Origin of the sequence: Rhizobium sp. CG4, from assembly GCF_023701965.1 — a bacterium.
Taxonomy (GTDB): domain Bacteria; phylum Pseudomonadota; class Alphaproteobacteria; order Rhizobiales; family Rhizobiaceae; genus Agrobacterium.
Map to the genome: position 1 here is coordinate 339388 of NZ_JABAEG010000002.1, position 18931 is coordinate 358318.

Below are 18931 nucleotides of genomic sequence, written 5' to 3' on the forward strand. Positions count from 1 at the left end.
CAATGGTGACCTATATCGACGCAGCCTCTGCGCCACTCAAGAATACTGGGGCGATCCGGCTGTATAATGCAGAGGATTTTGCAGGCATGCGAAAGGCCTGCCAGCTGACTGCACGCTGCCTCGATGAACTTGCCAGTATCGTCAAACCGGGTGTTGCGACCGATACGATCGACCGTTTTGTGTTCGAGTTCGGCATGGACCATGGCGCCCTGCCCGCCACACTCAATTATCGCGGTTACACCAAGTCGGTCTGCACATCGATCAACCATGTCGTCTGCCACGGCATTCCCAATGAAAAGCCGCTGCGCGATGGCGACATCGTCAATATCGACGTGACCTATATCGTCGATGGCTGGCATGGTGATTCCAGCCGCATGTACCCGGTGGGTGAAATCAAGCGCGCTGCCGAGCGCCTGCTGGAAGTGACCCATGAATGCCTGATGCTGGGTATCGCGGCTGTCCGTCCGGGCGCGCGCACCGGCGCAATCGGTGCCGCCATTCAGGCGCATGCGGAAGCGGCACGTTGCTCCGTGGTTCGCGATTTCTGCGGCCATGGCGTTGGCAAGCTGTTCCACGACACGCCGAATATCCTGCACTATGGCGAAGCGCATGAAGGTCCGGAAATGCGCGAAGGCATGATCTTCACCATCGAGCCGATGATCAATCTCGGCAAGCCGCATGTCAAAGTGCTGGCCGATGGCTGGACGGCCGTCACCCGCGACCGCTCCTTGACCGCACAATATGAACATGCCGTTGGCGTGACCGCGACCGGCTGTGAAATCTTCACGCTGTCGCCTGGTGGCCTTGACCGCCCAGGCCTTGCTCCGCTCAAGGCTTGATCCATGGCCAGAGATCCTGCCCTAACAGCAGAACATGAAGCACTTGCCTCAACCTCTGCCGGGCAGGAAATTCTGGACCTTTCCCTGACGGAAGTCGACGAACGTGTTTTCTTCGGCATACCCGAAGCGACGGGTAAAATACCGAAGGCCTCAGCCAAAGCCGACATTTCCGCCGACCACCATTATCACGGCCACCGCGACCGGCTGCGCAGCCGCTACCGGGACAATGGCGACACCTCCCTTGCCGATTATGAAATCCTTGAACTGCTGCTGTTTAGGCTGATCCCGCGCAAGGACACCAAACCGATTGCTAAGGCATTGCTTGCCCGGTTTGGCACATTAAGCGGCGTGTTTGGCGCACCTGCCGCACTGCTGCAGGAGGTCAATGGCATTGGCGAGACCGTGGCGCTGGATATCAAGCTGATCTCGACCATTAGCCACCGCACGCTGAAAAGCGAAATCCGCAACAAGCAGATTTTAAGCTCCTGGTCGGCAGTGGTCGAATATTGCCATGCCGCCATGGCACATGAGACGCGCGAGCAGTTTCGCATTCTGTTTCTCGACAAGCGCAATGTGCTGATTGCTGATGAGGTACAGGGTACAGGCACGGTCGACCATACGCCCGTCTATACGCGTGAGGTCATCAAACGGGCGTTGGAACTGTCGGCAACCGCCTTGATCCTCGCTCATAATCACCCCAGTGGTGACCCCGCACCGTCCCGCGCCGACATCGACATGACCCGCACAATCATCGAAGCTGCAAAGCCGCTCGGCATCACCGTGCATGACCACATCATCATCGGCAAGGATGGTCATGTCAGCTTCAAGGGCATGGGCCTTATCTAACGTCAGCGTTTGTTCGCTGCCCTTTTCCAAGACACTGTAAAAACAAAACTATTCAGCGCTTCCCGCGCAGGTTGCTGCCCGCTCGCGCATCAACGATTCTTTAACACATAAGCGTCAGTATATTCGAATATAATAATAAAACGAAAAACAGGACGCATCATGCATTCAATACGTAGTGTGCTGCGCGATAAATCAGGCGCATCGGCAGTCGAGTTTGCAATCATCGCCCCGATGTTCATCCTCATCCTGCTAAGTTTGATCGCATACGGCATTTACCTGACGGCAGCCTACGCCGTTCAGCAAGTGGCGGCGGATGCTGCACGCACCGCTGTTGCAGGGCTCAATACAAAAGAACGGGAAACACTGGCAACGGATTTCGTCAAGAAAAGCACGTTGAACTACGCTTTCCTCGACAAGAACGCCTTTACCGTTGCCGTTGCAAGCGATCCGTCCAATCCCAACCAGTTCACTGTGACCATCGAGTATGACGCCCGGGGTCTGCCGATCTGGAACCTTTATACCTATGCCCTGCCGGAAAAAAGCATCAAGCGATTTTCCACGATCAGGATCGGAGGAGTCTGAATGTGGTATCTTGAGAAGCTCGTCCGTCGCTTCGGCGGCGACACATCCGGCAATATTGCGCTGACGGCAGCACTGACTTCCCCTATTCTCATCGGCATTCTGGCGCTGGGCGTGGACTATGGTTATCTGACCGTCCAGAAACGTCAAGCCCAGCAGGCCGCCGATCTCGCGGCGATATCCGGTGTCGCAGATATCAACAATCCGGAGCAATCCGTCGCCCAATATTTCAAGCTGAACAACCTTAATCTTGGCGTCGTCAGCCCGGCGGGCCTGATCACCGCCAATGGCGTTGTGCCCTTTGATCCGCAAAAGCCATTTACCAGTGCCAATGGTTATGCCGAAGTGATCAAAGGTCGCTACGAGCCTGATCCCAATATCGCGGTTGGCCAGCGTTTTGTGCCCAATGCGACACCGACCAATGCGCTGAAGGTGACGATTACCGAAAAAGGCGAGATCTTTTTTGCCGGTGCCTTTGCCAGTGCTCCGACCATTTCGGCAAGCGGCACGGCGTCAGGCAACCAGTTGGCAGCCTTTTCGATCGGTTCACGGCTGACCAGTGTCAATAACGGTCTGCTCAATGCCATTCTCGGAGGGTTGCTTGGCACGACCGTCAATCTGAATGTCATGGATTACAACGCGCTGATCGATGCAGACATCAATGCGTTGCAGGTTCTCAATGCCCTGGCGCTCGACCTTAACCTAACGGCAGGTACCTATAAGGACCTGCTGAACACCGACATTACCTACGGTAAACTGTTGAGTGTGCTGGGCAAGACCACCGGCGTCAAACCGGCAGTTGCCACGGTGTTGAAGACGCTGGAACGTGCCACCAACAAAACTCAGCTGACCCTGAAACTGGCACAATTCCTCAATCTAGGTCCCGTGCAGGAGCAGCTCATTGGTGCCGGGGACAATCTGAAGGTCATGGCCAGTGTGTTTGACCTTCTCAACGCCTCGGCCATTGCCGCCAATGGTGGCCAGCAGATAGCCGTCGACCTCGGCGCCGGCATTCCCGGTCTTGCCTCCACCAAGATCAAGCTGGCCATCGGCGAGGCGCCGGTTGGCACCCCGGCTCTGGGAGTGGGTGGACAGGGAACCATCGTTCGTACTGCGCAGACACGTCTGGCCGTCGAAGTGGCGGTGGATGGCTTGAGCGCTATTGCCGGTCTTCGGGTGCGCGTGCCAATCTATATTGATCTAGCTCAGTCCGAAGCACGTCTTGCCGCCATTCGCTGCACCGGCGGCGGTCAGGGCACGGTTGATGTCGACGTGGGGCCGGGTGCCGCCGATATTGCGCTTGGCGATGTCGATACATCGGCATTCAACAATTTTGGCAAGACGCCGCGCGTCGTGCAGGCTGCGGTGGTGGATTCAGCATTGTTGAAAATCCTTGGCAAGGCGCAGATCACCGCCTCCAACATGACCAAAACCAAAGTCACCTTCTCGCAGGCGGACATAACACAAGGCACCGTCAAGAATGTCTCGACCAAGGATACGGCGACGTCGCTGATCCAGTCGCTGCTTAAAAATCTCGATCTTGATATCAAAGTTCTGTTCCTGACACTGGGAACACCGACCCTTGTCACATCAGCGTTGGCAGACACACTGTCACTGGTTACCAAACCACTCGACACCGTACTCTACAACACGCTGCTGGTACTCGGTATCAAGATCGGTGAAGCTGATGTACGCGTCACGGATGTGCGCTGCATGCAACCTGCCCTCGTGCAGTAATTCTCCTCCTCTGCTGAACTCTCCTACAGCCAACTAAAAAGCCGCCGGATTTCTCCGACGGCTTTCTTTATGTCAGACCTTACAGTCCAGATCAGGCGTTTGCGACAGCGAGACGCTTTTCGTCGCGGCCACCCTTCATGCGCTCGGCAAGAAGGAAAGCCAGTTCCAGGGCCTGGTCTGCGTTCAGGCGCGGGTCGCAATGGGTGTGGTAACGGTCAGACAGCGAGTCTGCCGTTACGGCACGTGCGCCGCCTGTGCATTCCGTTACGTCATTGCCGGTCATTTCAACGTGGATGCCGCCCGGATGCGTGCCTTCTGCGCGGTGGATCTGGAAGAAGCTTTCCACTTCCGACAGAACACGCTCGAATGGACGCGTCTTGTAGCTGTTGAGCGTGATCGTGTTGCCATGCATCGGATCGCATGACCATACAACCTTGCGCCCTTCCCGCTCTACGGCGCGGATGAGGCGCGGCAGATGGTCGGCAACCTTGTCATAACCGAAGCGGCAGATCAGCGTCAGGCGACCGGCCTCGTTGGCAGGGTTCAGAATGTCGATCAGTTCCAGAAGGCCGTCTGCCGTCATGGACGGACCGCACTTCAAGCCGATCGGGTTCTTGATGCCACGGCAGTATTCAACATGCGCATGGTCCGGCTGGCGCGTACGGTCGCCAATCCAGATCATGTGGCCGGATGTTGCATACCAGTCGCCCGATGTGGAATCGACGCGTGTCAGCGCTTCTTCGTAACCGAGAAGCAGAGCTTCGTGGCTGGTGAAGAAATCTGTTTCGCGCAGGCTTGGATTGTTTTCTGCCGAAATGCCGATGGCCTTCATGAAGTCCATGGTTTCAGATATACGATCCGCCAGCTTGCGGTAACGGTCGCCCTGCGGGCTATCCTTGATGAAGCCGAGCATCCACTGATGCACGTTTTCCAGGTTGGCATAACCACCCATGGCGAAGGCGCGCAGCAGGTTGAGCGTTGCAGCCGACTGGCGGTATGCCATGACCTGACGCTCAGGGTCCGGAACGCGGGACTCTTCGTTGAATTCGATACCGTTGATGATGTCACCGCGGTAGCTTGGCAGCGTCACGCCATCCAGCACTTCGACATTCGAAGAGCGTGGCTTGGCAAACTGACCGGCAATACGGCCGACCTTTACGACAGGCAGCTGCGCGCCATAGGTCAGCACAACGGCCATCTGCAGGAAGGCGCGGAAGAAGTCGCGGATGGTATCAGCGCCGTGCTCGGCAAAGCTTTCCGCACAGTCACCGCCCTGAAGCAGGAAGCCGTCGCCATTGGCAACATTGGCCAGCGAGCGCGTCAAACGGCGTGCTTCACCAGCAAAAACGAGTGGCGGATACTTTGCGAGTTTGGCTTCGGTTGCATGCAATGCGTCCTGATCCGGATAATCAGGCACCTGCTGTATAGGCTTGTGTCGCCAGCTCGCCGGGTTCCAATTCTGTGCCATTTTACTCACCTGTTTCCTTTCCCGCACAATGCGGGAAGCCGTCCTCGCCAAAATAGAGGCGGCTTATAAACCTGTCGGACGCCCTTGCATAGGTCGCCATTGCATCAATCAGTACCATTTCGGCCCCGGATGGGGCCGTAAATCGATTATATCAGAAAAACCGAATTCAGACGCGTTCGCCGTTCCGGATCCTGTAGCTCGGTGAATACATAGTCACCAGCTCTTCGGCCGCTGTCGGATGCACCGCCATGGTGTTGTCGAAGTCATCCTTCGTGCAACCGGCCTTGAGGGTGATGCCAAGCAGCTGCGCCATTTCACCTGCTTCGTGGCCAAGAATGTGAACACCAACAACCTTGCGGTCTTCAGCATTGACGATCAGCTTCATGATCGTCTTCTCGGCGCGACCGGACAATGTAGCCTTCATCGGGCGGAACTGCGCGCGGTAGACTTCCAGTTCCTGATAGCGGGAGGCCGCCTCTTCTTCCGAAAGACCAACCGTACCGATTTCCGGCTGCGAGAACACGGCGGTGGCAATGAGATCATGATCCGGCTTGGTCGGATTGTTCTTGAACTCGGTTTCGATGAAGCACATCGCTTCATGAATAGCCACTGGCGTCAGCTGTACCCGGTCGGTGACGTCGCCCAGTGCAAAGATGCTTGGCACGTTGGTACGCGAATATTCGTCCACGACAATCGCACCGCGCTTGTCCAACGCCACGCCTGCCGCTTCAAGGCCAAGACCCTTGGTATTGGGGTCACGTCCCAGTGCCAGCATGACGGTATCGACCGACAGCGTACCGTTGTTGAGGGTGCGGGCCACAAGACCACCATCCGGTGCCTTGGAGACTTCCTCGATAACGTCAGAGCAAATGATACGGATGCCCTTGGCTTCCATTGCCTCATGCAGACCACGGCGCATGTCGAGATCGAAGCGCGACAGGATTTCCTTGCCGCGATAGATCAGCGTCGTTTCCACGCCAAGACCGTGGAAGATATTGGCAAATTCAACAGCGATGTAACCGCCACCGGCAATCAGGATGGAACGTGGCAGCGTTTCAAGATCGAAAGCCTCATTGGAGGAAATCGTCAGCTCATGGCCTTTGAGCGCCTTGTGCTCATTGGGCGTACCACCCACGGCAATGACAATGCGTTCAGCCGTAAAGGTCTGGCCGGTCTTCACCAGCTTGACGGTATGGGCATCCACCAGTTCGGCACGGCTGTCGTAAATGTCAGCCTTGGCGTTTTCCAGACCCTTGCGATACAGGCCTTCGAGACGGGTGATTTCCTGATCCTTGGCAGCAACGAGCTTTTTCCAGTCAAAGCTACGCTCACCGACCGTCCAGCCGAAACCGGCGGCATCTTCAAAATGCTCAGGGAATTGCGAGGCATAAACAAACAGCTTCTTGGGAACACAGCCTCTAATGACGCAGGTTCCGCCGTAACGATATTCTTCGGCAATAGCGACACGTTTACCAAGCGAAGAAGCTACGCGCGCGCTGCGCACGCCACCGGAACCACCACCGATAACGAAAAGGTCATAGTCATAAGCTGTCATAATATACCCCTGTGAAGATACCCGATAAACGGCCCCGGTATCCTTGCGTCTGTGTGCTGCTGATATAGGTATTCAACACACCAAATGAAAAGCCCGGCCATGAGGCCGGGCTAATGAATTCACGAAAAACTGAAGATCAAGGCTTCGGTGCTTCAGCCGGGGCAGCGCCTTCGGCTGGCAGTGGTGCGAGATCGGCACCGGCAACCTTCTGAAGTTCAGCCATGCTCTTTTCGCTGAGGTCGCGGTTGATGCCGGATGCCCAGATGTCAGCAGCCTTCAACAGTTCACGTGTCGCAATCGGTCCGTCTTTCAGGAGCTTCTTGCCAGCTTCGCTGTTGTAGAACGCGCTGATCGCCTTCAACTCGTCAATCGAGAAGGTCTTTGCGTAGGTCGCAGCAGCTTCACGCTCGAGGTCGGCACGACGTGGCGCCAGCGTTAGCGCAGTTTCATCAACCGTCTGGCTGATCGCGTCCTGAACATTTGGCGAAGCCTGGATGAGCTGAGCCTTCAAACGCTCGGCAAGGCCCGGCAGAATGGCATCGAAACGCTCGGTAACGCCAAGCGTGGCAATGGCTTGCTTAGCCGCAGCGATGTGCTCTTCCGAAATTTCCTGCGCCCGTACGGCAGAGCCGAAAACGAGACCTGAAAAAAGGATCGAAGCAGCGGCAGCGCGGCCCAGTCCCGCTATTCTGATCATGAAATATTTGCTCCTGTTATATTCTTGCTTGCATTGCACGTGCCCCGTCAGGGCCGGCAATAATGGCAAGCGACGCCATATTGATGAAAAGTCCGTGTTCCACAACACCGGGAATCGCATTGAGTTGGTTCGCCAGCGTTTCTGAATCAGGAATACGCCCAAATGATGCGTCAAAAATAAGGTGGCCGCCGTCAGTGGTGAACGGACCATCCTCTGTTCCACGCAATTTCAGCTCGCCCGTCAGACCGAGGCGCGATGCCAGTGCCTCAATCGCAATGCGTGTAGAGGCAAGTCCAAAGGCATTGATCTCGATTGGCAGCGGAAATGCGCCAAGCGTTTCGACAACCTTGCTTTCGTCAGCAATGACGATCATGCGCGACGATGCCGCTGCAACGATCTTTTCACGCAGCAATGCGCCGCCGCCGCCCTTGATCAGGCTAAGGTTGCCATCCACCTCATCCGCACCATCAATGGTCAGATCAAGCTGCGGCAATTCTTCAAGCGATTTCAAGGGAATGCCAAGTTCTACACACAGACGCGCGGTCCGCTCGGAGGTTGGGACCCCCTGCACTTTCAAACCGCCTGCGACTTTTTCGGCCAGCAAACGGACAAATTCTTCGGCTGTCGAACCAGTGCCAATACCGAGCCGCATACCATCCTCAACATAGGACAAGGCAGCCTCGGCGGCTTTAATCTTCATCTGGCGGGCATCCATATGCCAAAATCTCCAGTCGTTTTCTTCGCGTGCTGTTTACACGCCTCGCTTGCCAAACGAAAGCCCTTATGCGCGAACAGACCACGGATGACAGCAGTTTATTGCAAATGCCCATGGCATTGCTTAGGCTGCCGCACAGAATTGTGAGCCCCATGACATTCAATCCCAGCCATAGAGAACGCCTTTGACTGCGCCACTTGCCATTTTCGACCTCGACGGAACCCTGATCGATACTGCACCCGATCTCGTCACCAGCCTCAACAGCACAATCGCCGAAGACAATCTTGCCCCTGTGACCTACGAAGATCTCATGCATCTTGTTGGCCAGGGCGCTAAAACCATGATCAAGCGCGCCTATGCGCTGCGCGAACAGCCGCTGTCCGACGAACGGCTGGAAGAGCTGTTTTTGCGCTTCATCGATTATTACAAGCAGAACATTCCCGGTGACAGCAAACCCTACCCCGGCATTATCGAGGCGCTGCTGCGTCTGAAGGACGCCGGTTTCGAGCTCGCCGTCTGCACCAACAAAACGGCCGTGCTGACACTGCCACTGCTGGAACAGTTGAATCTGACCCAGTATTTCCCGACCATCACCTGCGGTGACACCTTTGCGGTGCGCAAGCCCGATGCCGCCCATATCATCGGCACCGTGGAACTTGCCAAGGGTCGTCTGGACAATTGCGTCATGATCGGTGACAGCGTCAACGATATCATGGCCGCCAAAAACGCTGGCGTTCCTTCCATCGGCGTGACCTTCGGTTACACCGACATACCGGTTGAACAGCTGGACCCATCCTACGTGATCAGCTCGTTTGACGAACTGACACCTGAACTGTTGCTACAGTTGATTTCCGACCGCGCAAAGGCGGCCTGATCTCGAGCCAGCCCTTTGAATTTATGGCATAAAAAAAGCGCCCTTTCGGGCGCTTTTGTTTTTGGGTGATGTCGTCTCAGACTGACGATCCGCGTGCCTTGCTGGTTACGCCGAAAGCCTTCATGACATAGCTGTCACGGTCATAGACGTCATCGAAGAACTCGACCTTGCCATCCTTGTTCGGCCATGCGGTGAAGTAGGAGACGTAAACAGGAATTTTAACCGGCACCTGAACCGCACGATTCTTGCCGGATGCGATCTGCTGGTCGATCTCGCTGATGCCAACACCCATCACGGCCGCAGCCATGCGACGCGGATCAACCAGACGAATACAGCCGTGGCTCAGCGCACGCATGTCGCGGGAGAAAAAGCTCTTGGCCGGCGTGTCATGCATGTAGATGGCGTGCGCATTCGGGAACAGGATTTTCAGGTCACCCAAAGCATTGTCACTGCTCGGTGGCTGGCGAACCGCAATGGCATTGGTAGAGCCGTACCAGTTGACGCTGGAAGACGAAACCGGCTTGCCGCCCACCTCAACCTGATAACCGAGACGGTCCAGGTAGGATGGGTCATTGCGCAGCTTCGGCAGCATTTCGTTGACGATGATCGACTGCGGAACGCCCCAATAAGGGTTGAATTCTACCGTCTGGATCTGGTCCTGGAAGAAATAGGTCTGGTTGGCCTTGGAGCCAACAACCACATTCATGCCGAACTCTTCCTTACCTTCATTGTGGTAATAGGCCATGAAGGCAGGCTGGTTGATGAAGACGTAACGCTGGCCGAGGTCTGCTGGCAGCCAACGCACCTGCTCCATTGCCACCACGACCTTGTTGATCTTGGCTTCGTTGCTGTCGCCAATCATGGCGCGAACCGTTGCACGGCCGATAACGCCGTCAGCCTTCAGGCCATGTTCGCCCTGGAAGGCCTTGACCAGTTCCACCAGTTCCGGCGTGTATTCCGGGGTCTGCTGGTAGGTGGTGAAGGTTTCGGAATGCTGCTGTTTCAGGGTTTCCGACGAACGGTGCTGGATTGCCTTCACGACACTGGCGAGCTCGGCATTGGTGTTGCCGGGCTTGAGCAGCAGGTTGTCGGAGAGAACGATACGCTCATGCTCGTTGCCGTCTTGCTCGCGCAGTGCAGCCAGTTCCGCCTTCAGCGACAGGTATTCCGGGTTTGATGGTTCGCGGCTGCGCAGATAGGCCGTGATGTCGGTGCTGAGACGCGACAGCTTCAGGACCGGCGCCAGATTGACGGTTTTGCGTTTGAAATCATGGTAGCCGGACAGTTTGTTCGGATCGACGCGGCCACGCATATTGTCCTGCACGTAGGTCAGGACTTTTGCAGATAGCGACAGTTCAAACTGCATCAAGGCGCGCTGGTAAGCGTCGTTTGTGCTGCTCACCTGCTGCTGCACCGGCTCTTCCGGTGCTGTTGCCGGTGTTTCGCTGATGCTGGCGGTGACGTCGCTGGCAGGAACGGAAATGATGTAGTCGGCCGGATCAAGACCGCTTGCCGAAACGCCTGCGAAGAACTCGAGAACGGCATTGGCCTTTTCATTGACTTCGCCATTGGTGACCCACAGCGTTTTGCCGCCAGCACCGTAATAGGCTTCCAGCGCCTTGGCGACATCAACCGGTGCGGTGACCTTGGCATTGTCAAGGAAACGCGCCTCATTGTCGGCCTGGCCAAAACCGGTGGTTTTCACCGTTTGGGTCGCGTCAGCCTTATAGGTGTAATAACGCGGACCAGCGATACGCGGCAGCGGCTCAGGATCGGCATCATTTGTGACACGAGCACTGCTTCCGTTGCCTGTGACAACACCGGGCAGCGCCTGCTGCTCACGTGCGCCCTGCTTGCCCGGACCACCGCGCAAGAGATCAAGCAGCGTGACAGCACCAGCAGATGAAGGCATGGCTACCGAGAACGCAAGCCCGGCTGCCAGCATGAACGCAGCCGATGTTTTTCCAGATCCTGTATGCAATTTCGTCCTCACACCATAAGGCGGGAATGCAGCTGATTCCGCCTGTATTTATTTAATGACTGTCTAACCGATTACCGGTTTTTTGAAAAGAAAACGGACGACAGTGCGGGGCATCGAGCACCTCAACTTTCCGTTACGGAAGCACCATCGTCAGCACTCCATGCAGGGTTGGATTAAATGGTTAAATTTTCCTTTATTTTTGATGACTTATACATAAAATAACAAACATCATGAACTCAGCACTGCTGCGATTTTTACGCAAATTCGCCATGTGACGGATATGCCACGGCGCGGAATATTCGATTTTCGACAAACCCCATTGTTACACTCAAGATAGGGTCATATGGGCTTTCCATGCTGGGCGGATGGCTCTATATGTCTGCGCGCGCAAGGCGTGCAAAAGTGCCGTTTTGCCGGAGGATTTGAGCATTAAGAGGCAGGACCGATGACAGCCACCCGCACGGAAACCGATACATTTGGCCCGATCGACGTCGCAAGCGACAGATATTGGGGCGCACAGGCACAGCGTTCGCTTGGAAACTTCAAGATTGGCTGGGAAAAGCAGCCACTTTCGGTTGTTCGTGCACTGGGCATCGTCAAGCAGGCAGCAGCCCGCGCCAACATGGCACTTGGCCGCCTGGACAGCTCCGTTGGCGACACCATCGTCAAGGCAGCGCAGGAAGTTATCGACGGCAAGCTGAACGACCACTTCCCGCTGGTTGTCTGGCAGACCGGTTCCGGCACCCAGTCCAACATGAATGCCAATGAAGTGATCTCCAACCGCGCCATCGAAATGCTGGGCGGCGAGATGGGCTCAAAGAAGCCTGTTCACCCGAACGATCACGTCAATATGAGCCAGTCGTCCAACGACACCTACCCGACGGCCATGCACATTGCCTGCGCCGAAGAGATCGTTCACCACCTTCTGCCAAGCCTCAAGCACCTGCATGCAGCGCTGGACAAGAAGGCGAAGGATTTCGCCCACATCATCAAGATCGGCCGCACGCACACGCAGGACGCCACCCCGCTGACGCTTGGCCAGGAATTTTCCGGTTACGCCGCACAGGTTGCTTCTGCCATCAAGCGCATTGAACTGACCCTGCCCGGCCTTTGCGAACTGGCACAGGGCGGCACCGCCGTCGGTACCGGCCTTAACGCACCAGTCGGCTTTGCTGAAAAGGTTGCCGAAGAAATCGCTTCCATCACCGGTCTCGACTTCGTCACCGCCCCTAACAAGTTCGAAGCGCTTGCAGCGCACGACTCCATGGTCTTCTCGCACGGCGCCATCAATGCTGCCGCTGCTGCCCTGTTCAAGATTGCCAACGACATCCGTTTCCTCGGCTCTGGCCCACGCGCCGGCCTTGGCGAGTTGTCGCTGCCAGAAAACGAGCCTGGCTCGTCGATCATGCCAGGCAAGGTCAACCCGACACAGTCTGAAGCATTGACGCAGGTTTGCGCGCATATCTTCGGCAACCAGGCCGCCATTACGTTCGCAGGCAGCCAGGGCCACTTCGAACTGAACGTCTACAACCCGATGATGGCTTACAACTTCCTGCAGTCCGTCCAGCTTCTGGGCGACGCTGCCGTGTCCTTCACCGACAACTGCGTTGTTGGCATCGAAGCGCGCGAAGACAACATCCGCAAGGGCGTTGAAAACTCCCTGATGCTGGTCACTGCTCTCAACAGCAAGCTGGGTTACGACGCCTGTGCCAAGATTGCCAAGACCGCACACAAGAACGGCACAACGCTGCGTGAAGAGGCTGTCGGCGGCGGTTACCTGACCAACGAAGAGTTTGATCAGTATGTTCGTCCAGAAGAGATGATCGGCCCGAAGTAAGTCGATCGAAAAAGATATACATCGAACGGCTCCGGAAACGGGGCCGTTTTTTATTTGGCAATTTTCGCCAACGTATTAGAGTTATTGCAAAAACCATTGATACCCAAAACTAACCCAAGAAAAATCAATGGCAAAAAATTACACAAGCAAAACGCTAAAGCAAAAACAATCTTCGGTTGATGACCTCAAAAGCAATATAAAAACAGCAACTTAAATTGCGACTATACTTACATCATCATTTTCGAAATAATAGAACACATCACCAAAATTAAATATTCCAAAAGAAATTGGGTGCTAATATTTAGCATGATTTAAGCCTAGAATTATTTGGAGACTTTGATGAGCACAGTAACCACGCCCAAGGCGCAGGTTCCTGATATTGCCGGTCAGATTACCTATGCCATGCGCAGCATGGGCGTGGCACCTATACCCCGCAATTACAGTCTATTTTATGAAGCCTATATTGGCTCTAATCCTGCCCTCACCCGCGAGCTGGCTGCCCTTGGCAGCAAGGCGACGCAGGAGGAACTCGACGCGCTGGGCGACCAGTATTTTGACCATAATCACGGCCGTATCATTGAAACTGCACATGACAAGGTTCGCTCTGAGCTGGAATCCCTGCTGTCGCTTTTGCAGCATGAACAGAATTCAATGGAAAACTACAGCAAGCTGCTGGTTGAGACAGTTGCGCGGATTTCCAACAAGAATATCACCAGCAACAATATTGTCGGCAGCGTGATCAAAGTATTGCAGGATGCAACCGGCAATACCGCGGCCCATGGTGAAAAGACTGCACAGAGCGTCAGCCGCCATTCCGAAGAGATGAACCAGGTTCGTCAGGAACTGGACGAATACAAGCGTATCGCCAATACGGATTCGCTGACCCGCCTTTCCAACCGCCGCGCTTTTGATGAAAAGCTGTCTTCCCTGTTCGACAGTTCCATTGGCCTTCATCTGACATCGCTCGTGTTGCTCGACATCGATCACTTCAAGCGGATCAACGATACCTATGGCCATCCGGTTGGCGACAAGATTCTCGCGACCGTCGGCAATCTTATCCGCTCCAATGTTCGCAAGGACGTGTTTGTGGCCCGCACCGGCGGTGAAGAATTCGCAATCATCCTTGAAGGCAACAATGTCGATGAGGTGATGACGATCTGCGAACGCATTCGCTTGTCGCTGGAAAATACACCGTTCCGCAACTCGCGCTCGGGCACGGATTACGGCCCTGTGAATATCTCGATCGGCTACGCCATGGGCTCGCAAGCCTCTGGTCCTGGCGAGCTCTACGCACAGTCTGACACCGCACTTTACCATGCCAAGGAAACCGGGCGTAACCGCAGCGTTTTCTTTGAAGAAGGCATGCAGAAGAATTACGTTGGCAAGAACTGGTTGATCTACAAGTAGTAACCAGGCCAACATCCAGAATAAAAAGAACCTGTCATGTCCCAAGCATGACAGGCTCTTTTTATTGGTCGTCGTCTTATTGATCAGGCTGTTGTCCTGTCCGCCGCAAACGGCGCATCACCACATGGTGACGGCGGCACGAGCAGCCCATGTGCTGTCATAGGTGTCCTTATCAAAGTCTGCCTTGGCGGCCTTCAGCAAGGTGCCGGGTGTCGGCAGTGTCGCCGGATCAACAAAGTGCTCCGGGTTCCACAGTTCCGATCGCATCAAGGCTCTGGCGCACTGGAAATACACCTCATCAATGCTCACGACCAAAACGGTGCGTGGATGTTTGCCATCCATCACGAAGCTTTCCAGCAATGCCGGATCAATCGACACCTGCCCCTTGCCATTGATGCGCATGGTGGTGTTGGAGCCGGGGATCAGGAACATCAGCGCGACGCGCGGGTCACGAACCACATTGAGAAGGGAATCGATGCGGTTGTTACCGCGCCAGTCGGGCAACAGCACCGTCTTGTCATCGGCAACGCGCACGACACCGCCACGGTCGCCACGCGGCGAACAGTCCATGCCCTCAGGGCCAACGGTTGCCAAGGCGACAAAAGGTGAGGTTTCGATCATCAGCCGATATTCGGCGGTCAATCGTTCCGTGACCTTGGCGACCGACGCTTCTGAAACGCCATTGTAAATGGCCTGCAATTCTTCAACCGACTGTATGATACTCATCTGTCCTCACCTTTTCATGCATGTGTGAAAGCACCGTCACATGACAGGAGAATGACGGTAAACCGTCATCTCCTCGCCTCTGCACTGGCGCTTTCCTGCTGCGCACGTTTCTTTGCCGTTCTTGCCGCAACAAGGTCAGCCGGCTGGGCATTGCCACGCACCAGGGAGCGGCCAGCGTAGATGCCGCCGACAACTTCAAGCGCGAAGCGTTCCTGGTCAACATCGCGGAATTCCTCGACCAGCCGTGCTGCCACCTCCATGTCTTCGCCGAGCACGTTCAGCACTTCTTCACTGAAGTTGAGTGCCGATTCCAGCGTCTCGCGGATCTGGTAATCAACACCGGCATTCAACAGATCGATGGCGTGGGCGCGGTCAAAGGCGCGCGCCAGCACCGGCACCAGCGGGAACTCGTGTTTGACGATCTCGGCAATGCGGATGGCCGCTTCCTTGTCGTCCACGCAGATCAGTACAGCCTTGGCGGTAGCAGCACCGCCAGCATGCAGGATTTCAGAGCGTGAACCGTCACCGTAATAGACTTTGAAACCGAACTCGGCGGCTTCACGGATAAATTCCGGATCACGGTCAATCAGCGACAGCGTGTAACCGCGCGCCAGCAAGGGCTGGCTGACAATCTGGCCAAAACGGCCAAAGCCTATCAACAGCACCGTGCCTTCGACATTTTCCGGCAGGTCCAGATCATGGGTATCTGGCACGGCAGCTGGCACCAGACGATCATGCAAGATCACCATCAGCGGTGTCAGGACCATCGAAATGATGATGGTTGCGGTCAACAGCGCATTTTCTTCGCGGTTGAAGATGCCGGCAGCAATGGCGGCGGCGTAGAGCACAAAAGCAAATTCGCCGCCCTGCGCCATCAGCACCGCACGCTCGAGGCTTTCACGCTTGCAGGTGCCGAGAATACGCGCCACGCCGTAGATGATGACGGACTTCAGCACCATGTAGCCGATCACGCTGGCAACGACGATCTTCCAATTCTGGGCAATGACGGTCAGGTCAATTGCCATGCCGACAGCCAGGAAGAACAGGCCAAGCAGGATACCACGGAAGGGTTCAATATCGGCCTCCAGCTGGTGGCGGAATGACGATTCCGACAGCAGCACACCGGCCAGAAATGCACCCATGGCCATGGAAAGCCCGCTCATCTGCATCAACAAAGCAGATCCCAGCACCACCAGAAGGGCTGCAGCGGTCATGACTTCGCGTGCACCAGATGCGGCGAGCAGTCGGAAAAACGGGTTAAGCAGATAACGACCGGCAACAATCAACGCTGCGATGGCTGCAAGGCCAATGCCAATGGACAGCCATCTCTGCGATGCGGTGACCTCTTCGCCGCCGCTGCCGAGAAACACCACCAGCGCCAAAAGTGGCACAATCGCCAGATCTTCGAACAGCAGGATGGAGATGATGCGCTGGCCTTTCAGCGTCGACATGCTGCCGCGTTCCTGCAGCATCTGCATGACGATGGCAGTCGAGGTCAGCACGAAGCCGGTACCGGCCACGAAAGACGGAATGGCGGGATAAACAAGGCTGACGCCAATAACCGTCAGGCCGGCCATGCAGGCCAGCACCTGAAATGCCCCGAGACCAAAAATGTCCTTGCGCATCGACCACAGCCGCGACGGCTGCATTTCAAGCCCGATGACGAACAGGAACATCACGACGCCAAGTTCGGCGATATGCAGGATGGCCTGCGAATCCGAAAAGAACCCAAACCCAAAGGGACCAACGACAAGACCGGCGGCCAGATAACCAAGCACGGAGCCCAAACCGATTTTTTTGAACAACGGGGCGGCAACGACGCCTGCGCTCAACAGCACCACCACCTGCAATAAGTCATTGCCGTTTGCTTCAACCGCCAAAGTTCACCTCACCTGTGCGTATATGTATAAATGACGTCTGGAGCGCTTCTGATCAGAACCGGTCGGTTCAAGCGCCCTCGTATGAAAGGAATAATCAGTATCTGCCGTCTGCCACCTGCAGCCTTAACGGCGGCGCGGCTCGCGGCTCAGCCCTTTTTCTGCCAACTCAGCCTCGTAAGCCGCAAACAGCTTGTCGCCATCACGACCGAGTTCCAGCAGATATTTCCACGTAAAGATACCGCTGTCATGGCCATCGTCAAAAACGACGCGAACAGCATAGTTTCCAGCGGCGACCATGTTGCGGATGGCAACATTGCGTTTGCCAGGCACAGTTACCTTCTGCCCGGGGCCATGCCCCTGCACTTCTGCCGAAGGCGACAGAACCCGCATCACTTCCGCCGGGATTTTATACTGCGCACCGTCATCGAAGGTAACAGACAGCAGATGGCGATCCTGTGAGACCTTCAATTCGGTGGGCCAAGGATCACTCATTGTTCATTTCCCTAATGTCTTGTAGTCTTTCACAGTTATGGTCTTGTTTCGTTATAAGCAAGTCTCTAGATAAAACACGCGCAACGAACACCTTGGCTTGGCCTGAAACAGTATCACATTGAACATGTGTTCGAAGCAGGAGTTGGCACGTTGAACAGCTTTTTGGGACCGGTCGGAAAAACCGAAGCCCTGACACCAAATTCAGAACCCATGATCGATCCCTTTGGGCGTGCGGTCACCTATTTGCGTGTGTCGGTGACAGATCGCTGCGATTTCCGCTGCACTTATTGCATGTCGGAACACATGACCTTCCTGCCCAAGAAAGACCTATTAACGCTGGAGGAGCTGAACCGGCTCTGTTCCGCCTTCATTCAAAAGGGTGTGCGTAAGCTGCGCCTGACCGGCGGCGAACCGCTGGTGCGAAAGAACATCATGGAACTGGTGCGCAATCTCGGCCGCCATGTCTATGCCGGCACGCTTGACGAGCTGACGCTGACCACCAATGGGTCGCAGTTGGCACGCAATGCCGAAGAACTTTACGACTGTGGCGTGCGCCGCATCAATGTGTCGCTTGATACGCTGGACCCGGTCAAGTTCAAACAGATTACGCGCTGGGGTGATTTCTCCAAGGTCATGGAAGGCATTGATGCAGCCCAGAAGGCTGGTCTGCAGATCAAGCTCAATGCGGTTGCATTGAAGGATTTCAACGAGTTTGAAATTCCCGAGATGATGCGTTTTGCGCATGGCCGCGGCATGGACCTCACCGTCATTGAAACCATGCCGATGGGTGAGATCGAGGAAGATCGCACCGACCGTTATCTGCCGCTGTCGCAACTGCGCACGCAGCTGGAAGAACAGTTCACGCTGTCAGACATTCCCTACAAGACCGGCGGTCCTGCCCGGTATTTCAAAGTTACAGAGACCGGCGGCCGTCTGGGGTTCATCACGCCGCTTACCCATAATTTCTGTGAAAGCTGCAACCGCGTGCGCCTGACCTGCACCGGCACGCTTTACATGTGCCTTGGCCAGAACGATGCCGCAGACCTGCGCACCGCACTTCGCGCCAGCGAGGATGATGGCCTGCTGTCCAATGCCATTGACGAGGCAATCCTGCGCAAACCGAAGGGGCATGACTTCATCATTGACCGCACACACAAGCGCCCAGCTGTCGCCCGCCACATGAGTGTTACCGGCGGCTGAGCCGTTGCTCGCGCATTGTATATTGCTTATTTAATTCGTCACCACAACCAGACGTTTTCCCGCCTCGCTGACCTCGCACAGCCATGATCGATTGGCTA

Annotated in this window: 16 protein-coding genes; 8 read left to right on the forward strand and 8 right to left on the reverse strand. The window is 55.7% G+C overall.

Annotation, left to right across the window (positions count from 1 at the left end):
• The first annotated feature begins 2 nt into the window (after window positions 1–2).
• The 4 genes from map to HGO37_RS06790 all read left to right on the forward strand — a co-directional run bounded on the left by map (window position 3) and on the right by HGO37_RS06790 (window position 4001).
• The gene (gene map, locus HGO37_RS06775; protein ID WP_192487702.1) at window positions 3–839 is read left to right on the forward strand and encodes a type I methionyl aminopeptidase; all 837 of its coding nucleotides are present in this window, start codon (window positions 3–5) and stop codon (window positions 837–839) included.
• Between the two features lie 3 nt (window positions 840–842).
• Complete coding sequence (gene radC, locus HGO37_RS06780) at window positions 843–1685, forward strand: RadC family protein (RefSeq protein ID WP_250982685.1); 843 nt, start codon at window positions 843–845, stop codon at window positions 1683–1685.
• A gap of 159 nt (window positions 1686–1844) precedes the next feature.
• Entirely contained in the window at window positions 1845–2267 is a 423-nt protein-coding gene (locus tag HGO37_RS06785) for a TadE/TadG family type IV pilus assembly protein (RefSeq protein ID WP_192487700.1), read from the forward strand.
• On the forward strand, window positions 2268–4001 hold the full coding sequence (locus HGO37_RS06790) for a TadG family pilus assembly protein (protein ID WP_250982686.1): 1734 nt from the start codon (window positions 2268–2270) through the stop codon (window positions 3999–4001). It abuts the gene before it with no gap.
• A gap of 91 nt (window positions 4002–4092) precedes the next feature.
• On the opposite strand, the gene HGO37_RS06795 is transcribed toward HGO37_RS06790, so the two are convergent.
• From HGO37_RS06795 to rpiA, 4 genes are all read right to left on the reverse strand, one after another.
• Window positions 4093–5469, reverse strand: a complete 1377-nt coding sequence (locus tag HGO37_RS06795; RefSeq protein WP_192487698.1) for a class II 3-deoxy-7-phosphoheptulonate synthase — start codon at window positions 5467–5469, stop codon at window positions 4093–4095.
• A gap of 166 nt (window positions 5470–5635) precedes the next feature.
• Window positions 5636–7024: a glutathione-disulfide reductase gene (gene gor, locus HGO37_RS06800; protein WP_250982687.1), complete on the reverse strand. Its 1389-nt coding sequence runs from the start codon at window positions 7022–7024 to the stop codon at window positions 5636–5638.
• Window positions 7025–7160: 136 nt separating this feature from the next.
• Window positions 7161–7721: a DUF2059 domain-containing protein gene (locus HGO37_RS06805; protein ID WP_250982688.1), complete on the reverse strand. Its 561-nt coding sequence runs from the start codon at window positions 7719–7721 to the stop codon at window positions 7161–7163.
• Window positions 7722–7737: 16 nt separating this feature from the next.
• Window positions 7738–8436 (reverse strand): ribose-5-phosphate isomerase RpiA, encoded by a 699-nt coding sequence (rpiA, locus tag HGO37_RS06810; protein ID WP_250982689.1) that lies wholly within the window; start codon window positions 8434–8436, stop codon window positions 7738–7740.
• A gap of 184 nt (window positions 8437–8620) precedes the next feature.
• Between rpiA and HGO37_RS06815 the strand changes: the two genes are divergently transcribed.
• Window positions 8621–9310 (forward strand): HAD family hydrolase, encoded by a 690-nt coding sequence (locus HGO37_RS06815; RefSeq protein WP_250982690.1) that lies wholly within the window; start codon window positions 8621–8623, stop codon window positions 9308–9310.
• 76 nt (window positions 9311–9386) lie between these two features.
• Here HGO37_RS06815 and HGO37_RS06820 read toward each other — a convergent pair whose 3' ends face one another.
• Complete coding sequence (locus HGO37_RS06820; RefSeq protein WP_250983232.1) at window positions 9387–11255, reverse strand: L,D-transpeptidase family protein; 1869 nt, start codon at window positions 11253–11255, stop codon at window positions 9387–9389.
• Window positions 11256–11736: 481 nt separating this feature from the next.
• Between HGO37_RS06820 and fumC the strand changes: the two genes are divergently transcribed.
• Window positions 11737–13128, forward strand: a complete 1392-nt coding sequence (gene fumC, locus HGO37_RS06825; protein WP_250982691.1) for a class II fumarate hydratase — start codon at window positions 11737–11739, stop codon at window positions 13126–13128.
• A gap of 339 nt (window positions 13129–13467) precedes the next feature.
• Window positions 13468–14535 (forward strand): GGDEF domain-containing protein, encoded by a 1068-nt coding sequence (locus HGO37_RS06830; RefSeq protein ID WP_250982692.1) that lies wholly within the window; start codon window positions 13468–13470, stop codon window positions 14533–14535.
• Window positions 14536–14652: 117 nt separating this feature from the next.
• On the opposite strand, the gene HGO37_RS06835 is transcribed toward HGO37_RS06830, so the two are convergent.
• The 3 genes from HGO37_RS06835 to HGO37_RS06845 all read right to left on the reverse strand — a co-directional run bounded on the left by HGO37_RS06835 (window position 14653) and on the right by HGO37_RS06845 (window position 17633).
• Window positions 14653–15261: a pyridoxamine 5'-phosphate oxidase family protein gene (locus tag HGO37_RS06835; protein ID WP_250982693.1), complete on the reverse strand. Its 609-nt coding sequence runs from the start codon at window positions 15259–15261 to the stop codon at window positions 14653–14655.
• A gap of 65 nt (window positions 15262–15326) precedes the next feature.
• On the reverse strand, window positions 15327–17141 hold the full coding sequence (locus HGO37_RS06840) for a monovalent cation:proton antiporter-2 (CPA2) family protein (protein ID WP_250982694.1): 1815 nt from the start codon (window positions 17139–17141) through the stop codon (window positions 15327–15329).
• Window positions 17142–17264: 123 nt separating this feature from the next.
• A complete protein-coding gene (locus HGO37_RS06845; protein ID WP_192487689.1) occupies window positions 17265–17633 on the reverse strand; it encodes a gamma-butyrobetaine hydroxylase family protein in 369 nt (122 codons plus the stop codon).
• Window positions 17634–17843: 210 nt separating this feature from the next.
• Here HGO37_RS06845 and moaA point away from each other — a divergent pair, with 210 nt between their 5' ends.
• On the forward strand, window positions 17844–18833 hold the full coding sequence (gene moaA, locus HGO37_RS06850; RefSeq protein WP_250983233.1) for a GTP 3',8-cyclase MoaA: 990 nt from the start codon (window positions 17844–17846) through the stop codon (window positions 18831–18833).
• The last annotated feature ends 98 nt before the right edge of the window (window positions 18834–18931 follow it).

Excerpts from the sequence above, each read along its gene's own strand:
- gor (WP_250982687.1), bottom strand. The coding sequence starts at position 7,024 with ATGACAGCTTATGACTATGACCTTTTCGTTATCGGTGGTGGTTCCGGT.
- HGO37_RS06830 (WP_250982692.1), top strand. The coding sequence starts at position 13,468 with ATGAGCACAGTAACCACGCCCAAGGCGCAGGTTCCTGATATTGCCGGT.
- fumC (WP_250982691.1), top strand. The coding sequence starts at position 11,737 with ATGACAGCCACCCGCACGGAAACCGATACATTTGGCCCGATCGACGTC.
- HGO37_RS06785 (WP_192487700.1), top strand. The coding sequence starts at position 1,845 with ATGCATTCAATACGTAGTGTGCTGCGCGATAAATCAGGCGCATCGGCA.
- rpiA (WP_250982689.1), bottom strand. The coding sequence starts at position 8,436 with ATGGATGCCCGCCAGATGAAGATTAAAGCCGCCGAGGCTGCCTTGTCC.
- HGO37_RS06845 (WP_192487689.1), bottom strand. The coding sequence starts at position 17,633 with ATGAGTGATCCTTGGCCCACCGAATTGAAGGTCTCACAGGATCGCCAT.
- HGO37_RS06820 (WP_250983232.1), bottom strand. The coding sequence starts at position 11,255 with ATGCTGGCAGCCGGGCTTGCGTTCTCGGTAGCCATGCCTTCATCTGCT.
- HGO37_RS06835 (WP_250982693.1), bottom strand. The coding sequence starts at position 15,261 with ATGAGTATCATACAGTCGGTTGAAGAATTGCAGGCCATTTACAATGGC.
- moaA (WP_250983233.1), top strand. The coding sequence starts at position 17,844 with ATGATCGATCCCTTTGGGCGTGCGGTCACCTATTTGCGTGTGTCGGTG.
- map (WP_192487702.1), top strand. The coding sequence starts at position 3 with ATGGTGACCTATATCGACGCAGCCTCTGCGCCACTCAAGAATACTGGG.
- HGO37_RS06795 (WP_192487698.1), bottom strand. The coding sequence starts at position 5,469 with ATGGCACAGAATTGGAACCCGGCGAGCTGGCGACACAAGCCTATACAG.
- HGO37_RS06805 (WP_250982688.1), bottom strand. The coding sequence starts at position 7,721 with ATGATCAGAATAGCGGGACTGGGCCGCGCTGCCGCTGCTTCGATCCTT.
- HGO37_RS06790 (WP_250982686.1), top strand. The coding sequence starts at position 2,268 with ATGTGGTATCTTGAGAAGCTCGTCCGTCGCTTCGGCGGCGACACATCC.
- radC (WP_250982685.1), top strand. The coding sequence starts at position 843 with ATGGCCAGAGATCCTGCCCTAACAGCAGAACATGAAGCACTTGCCTCA.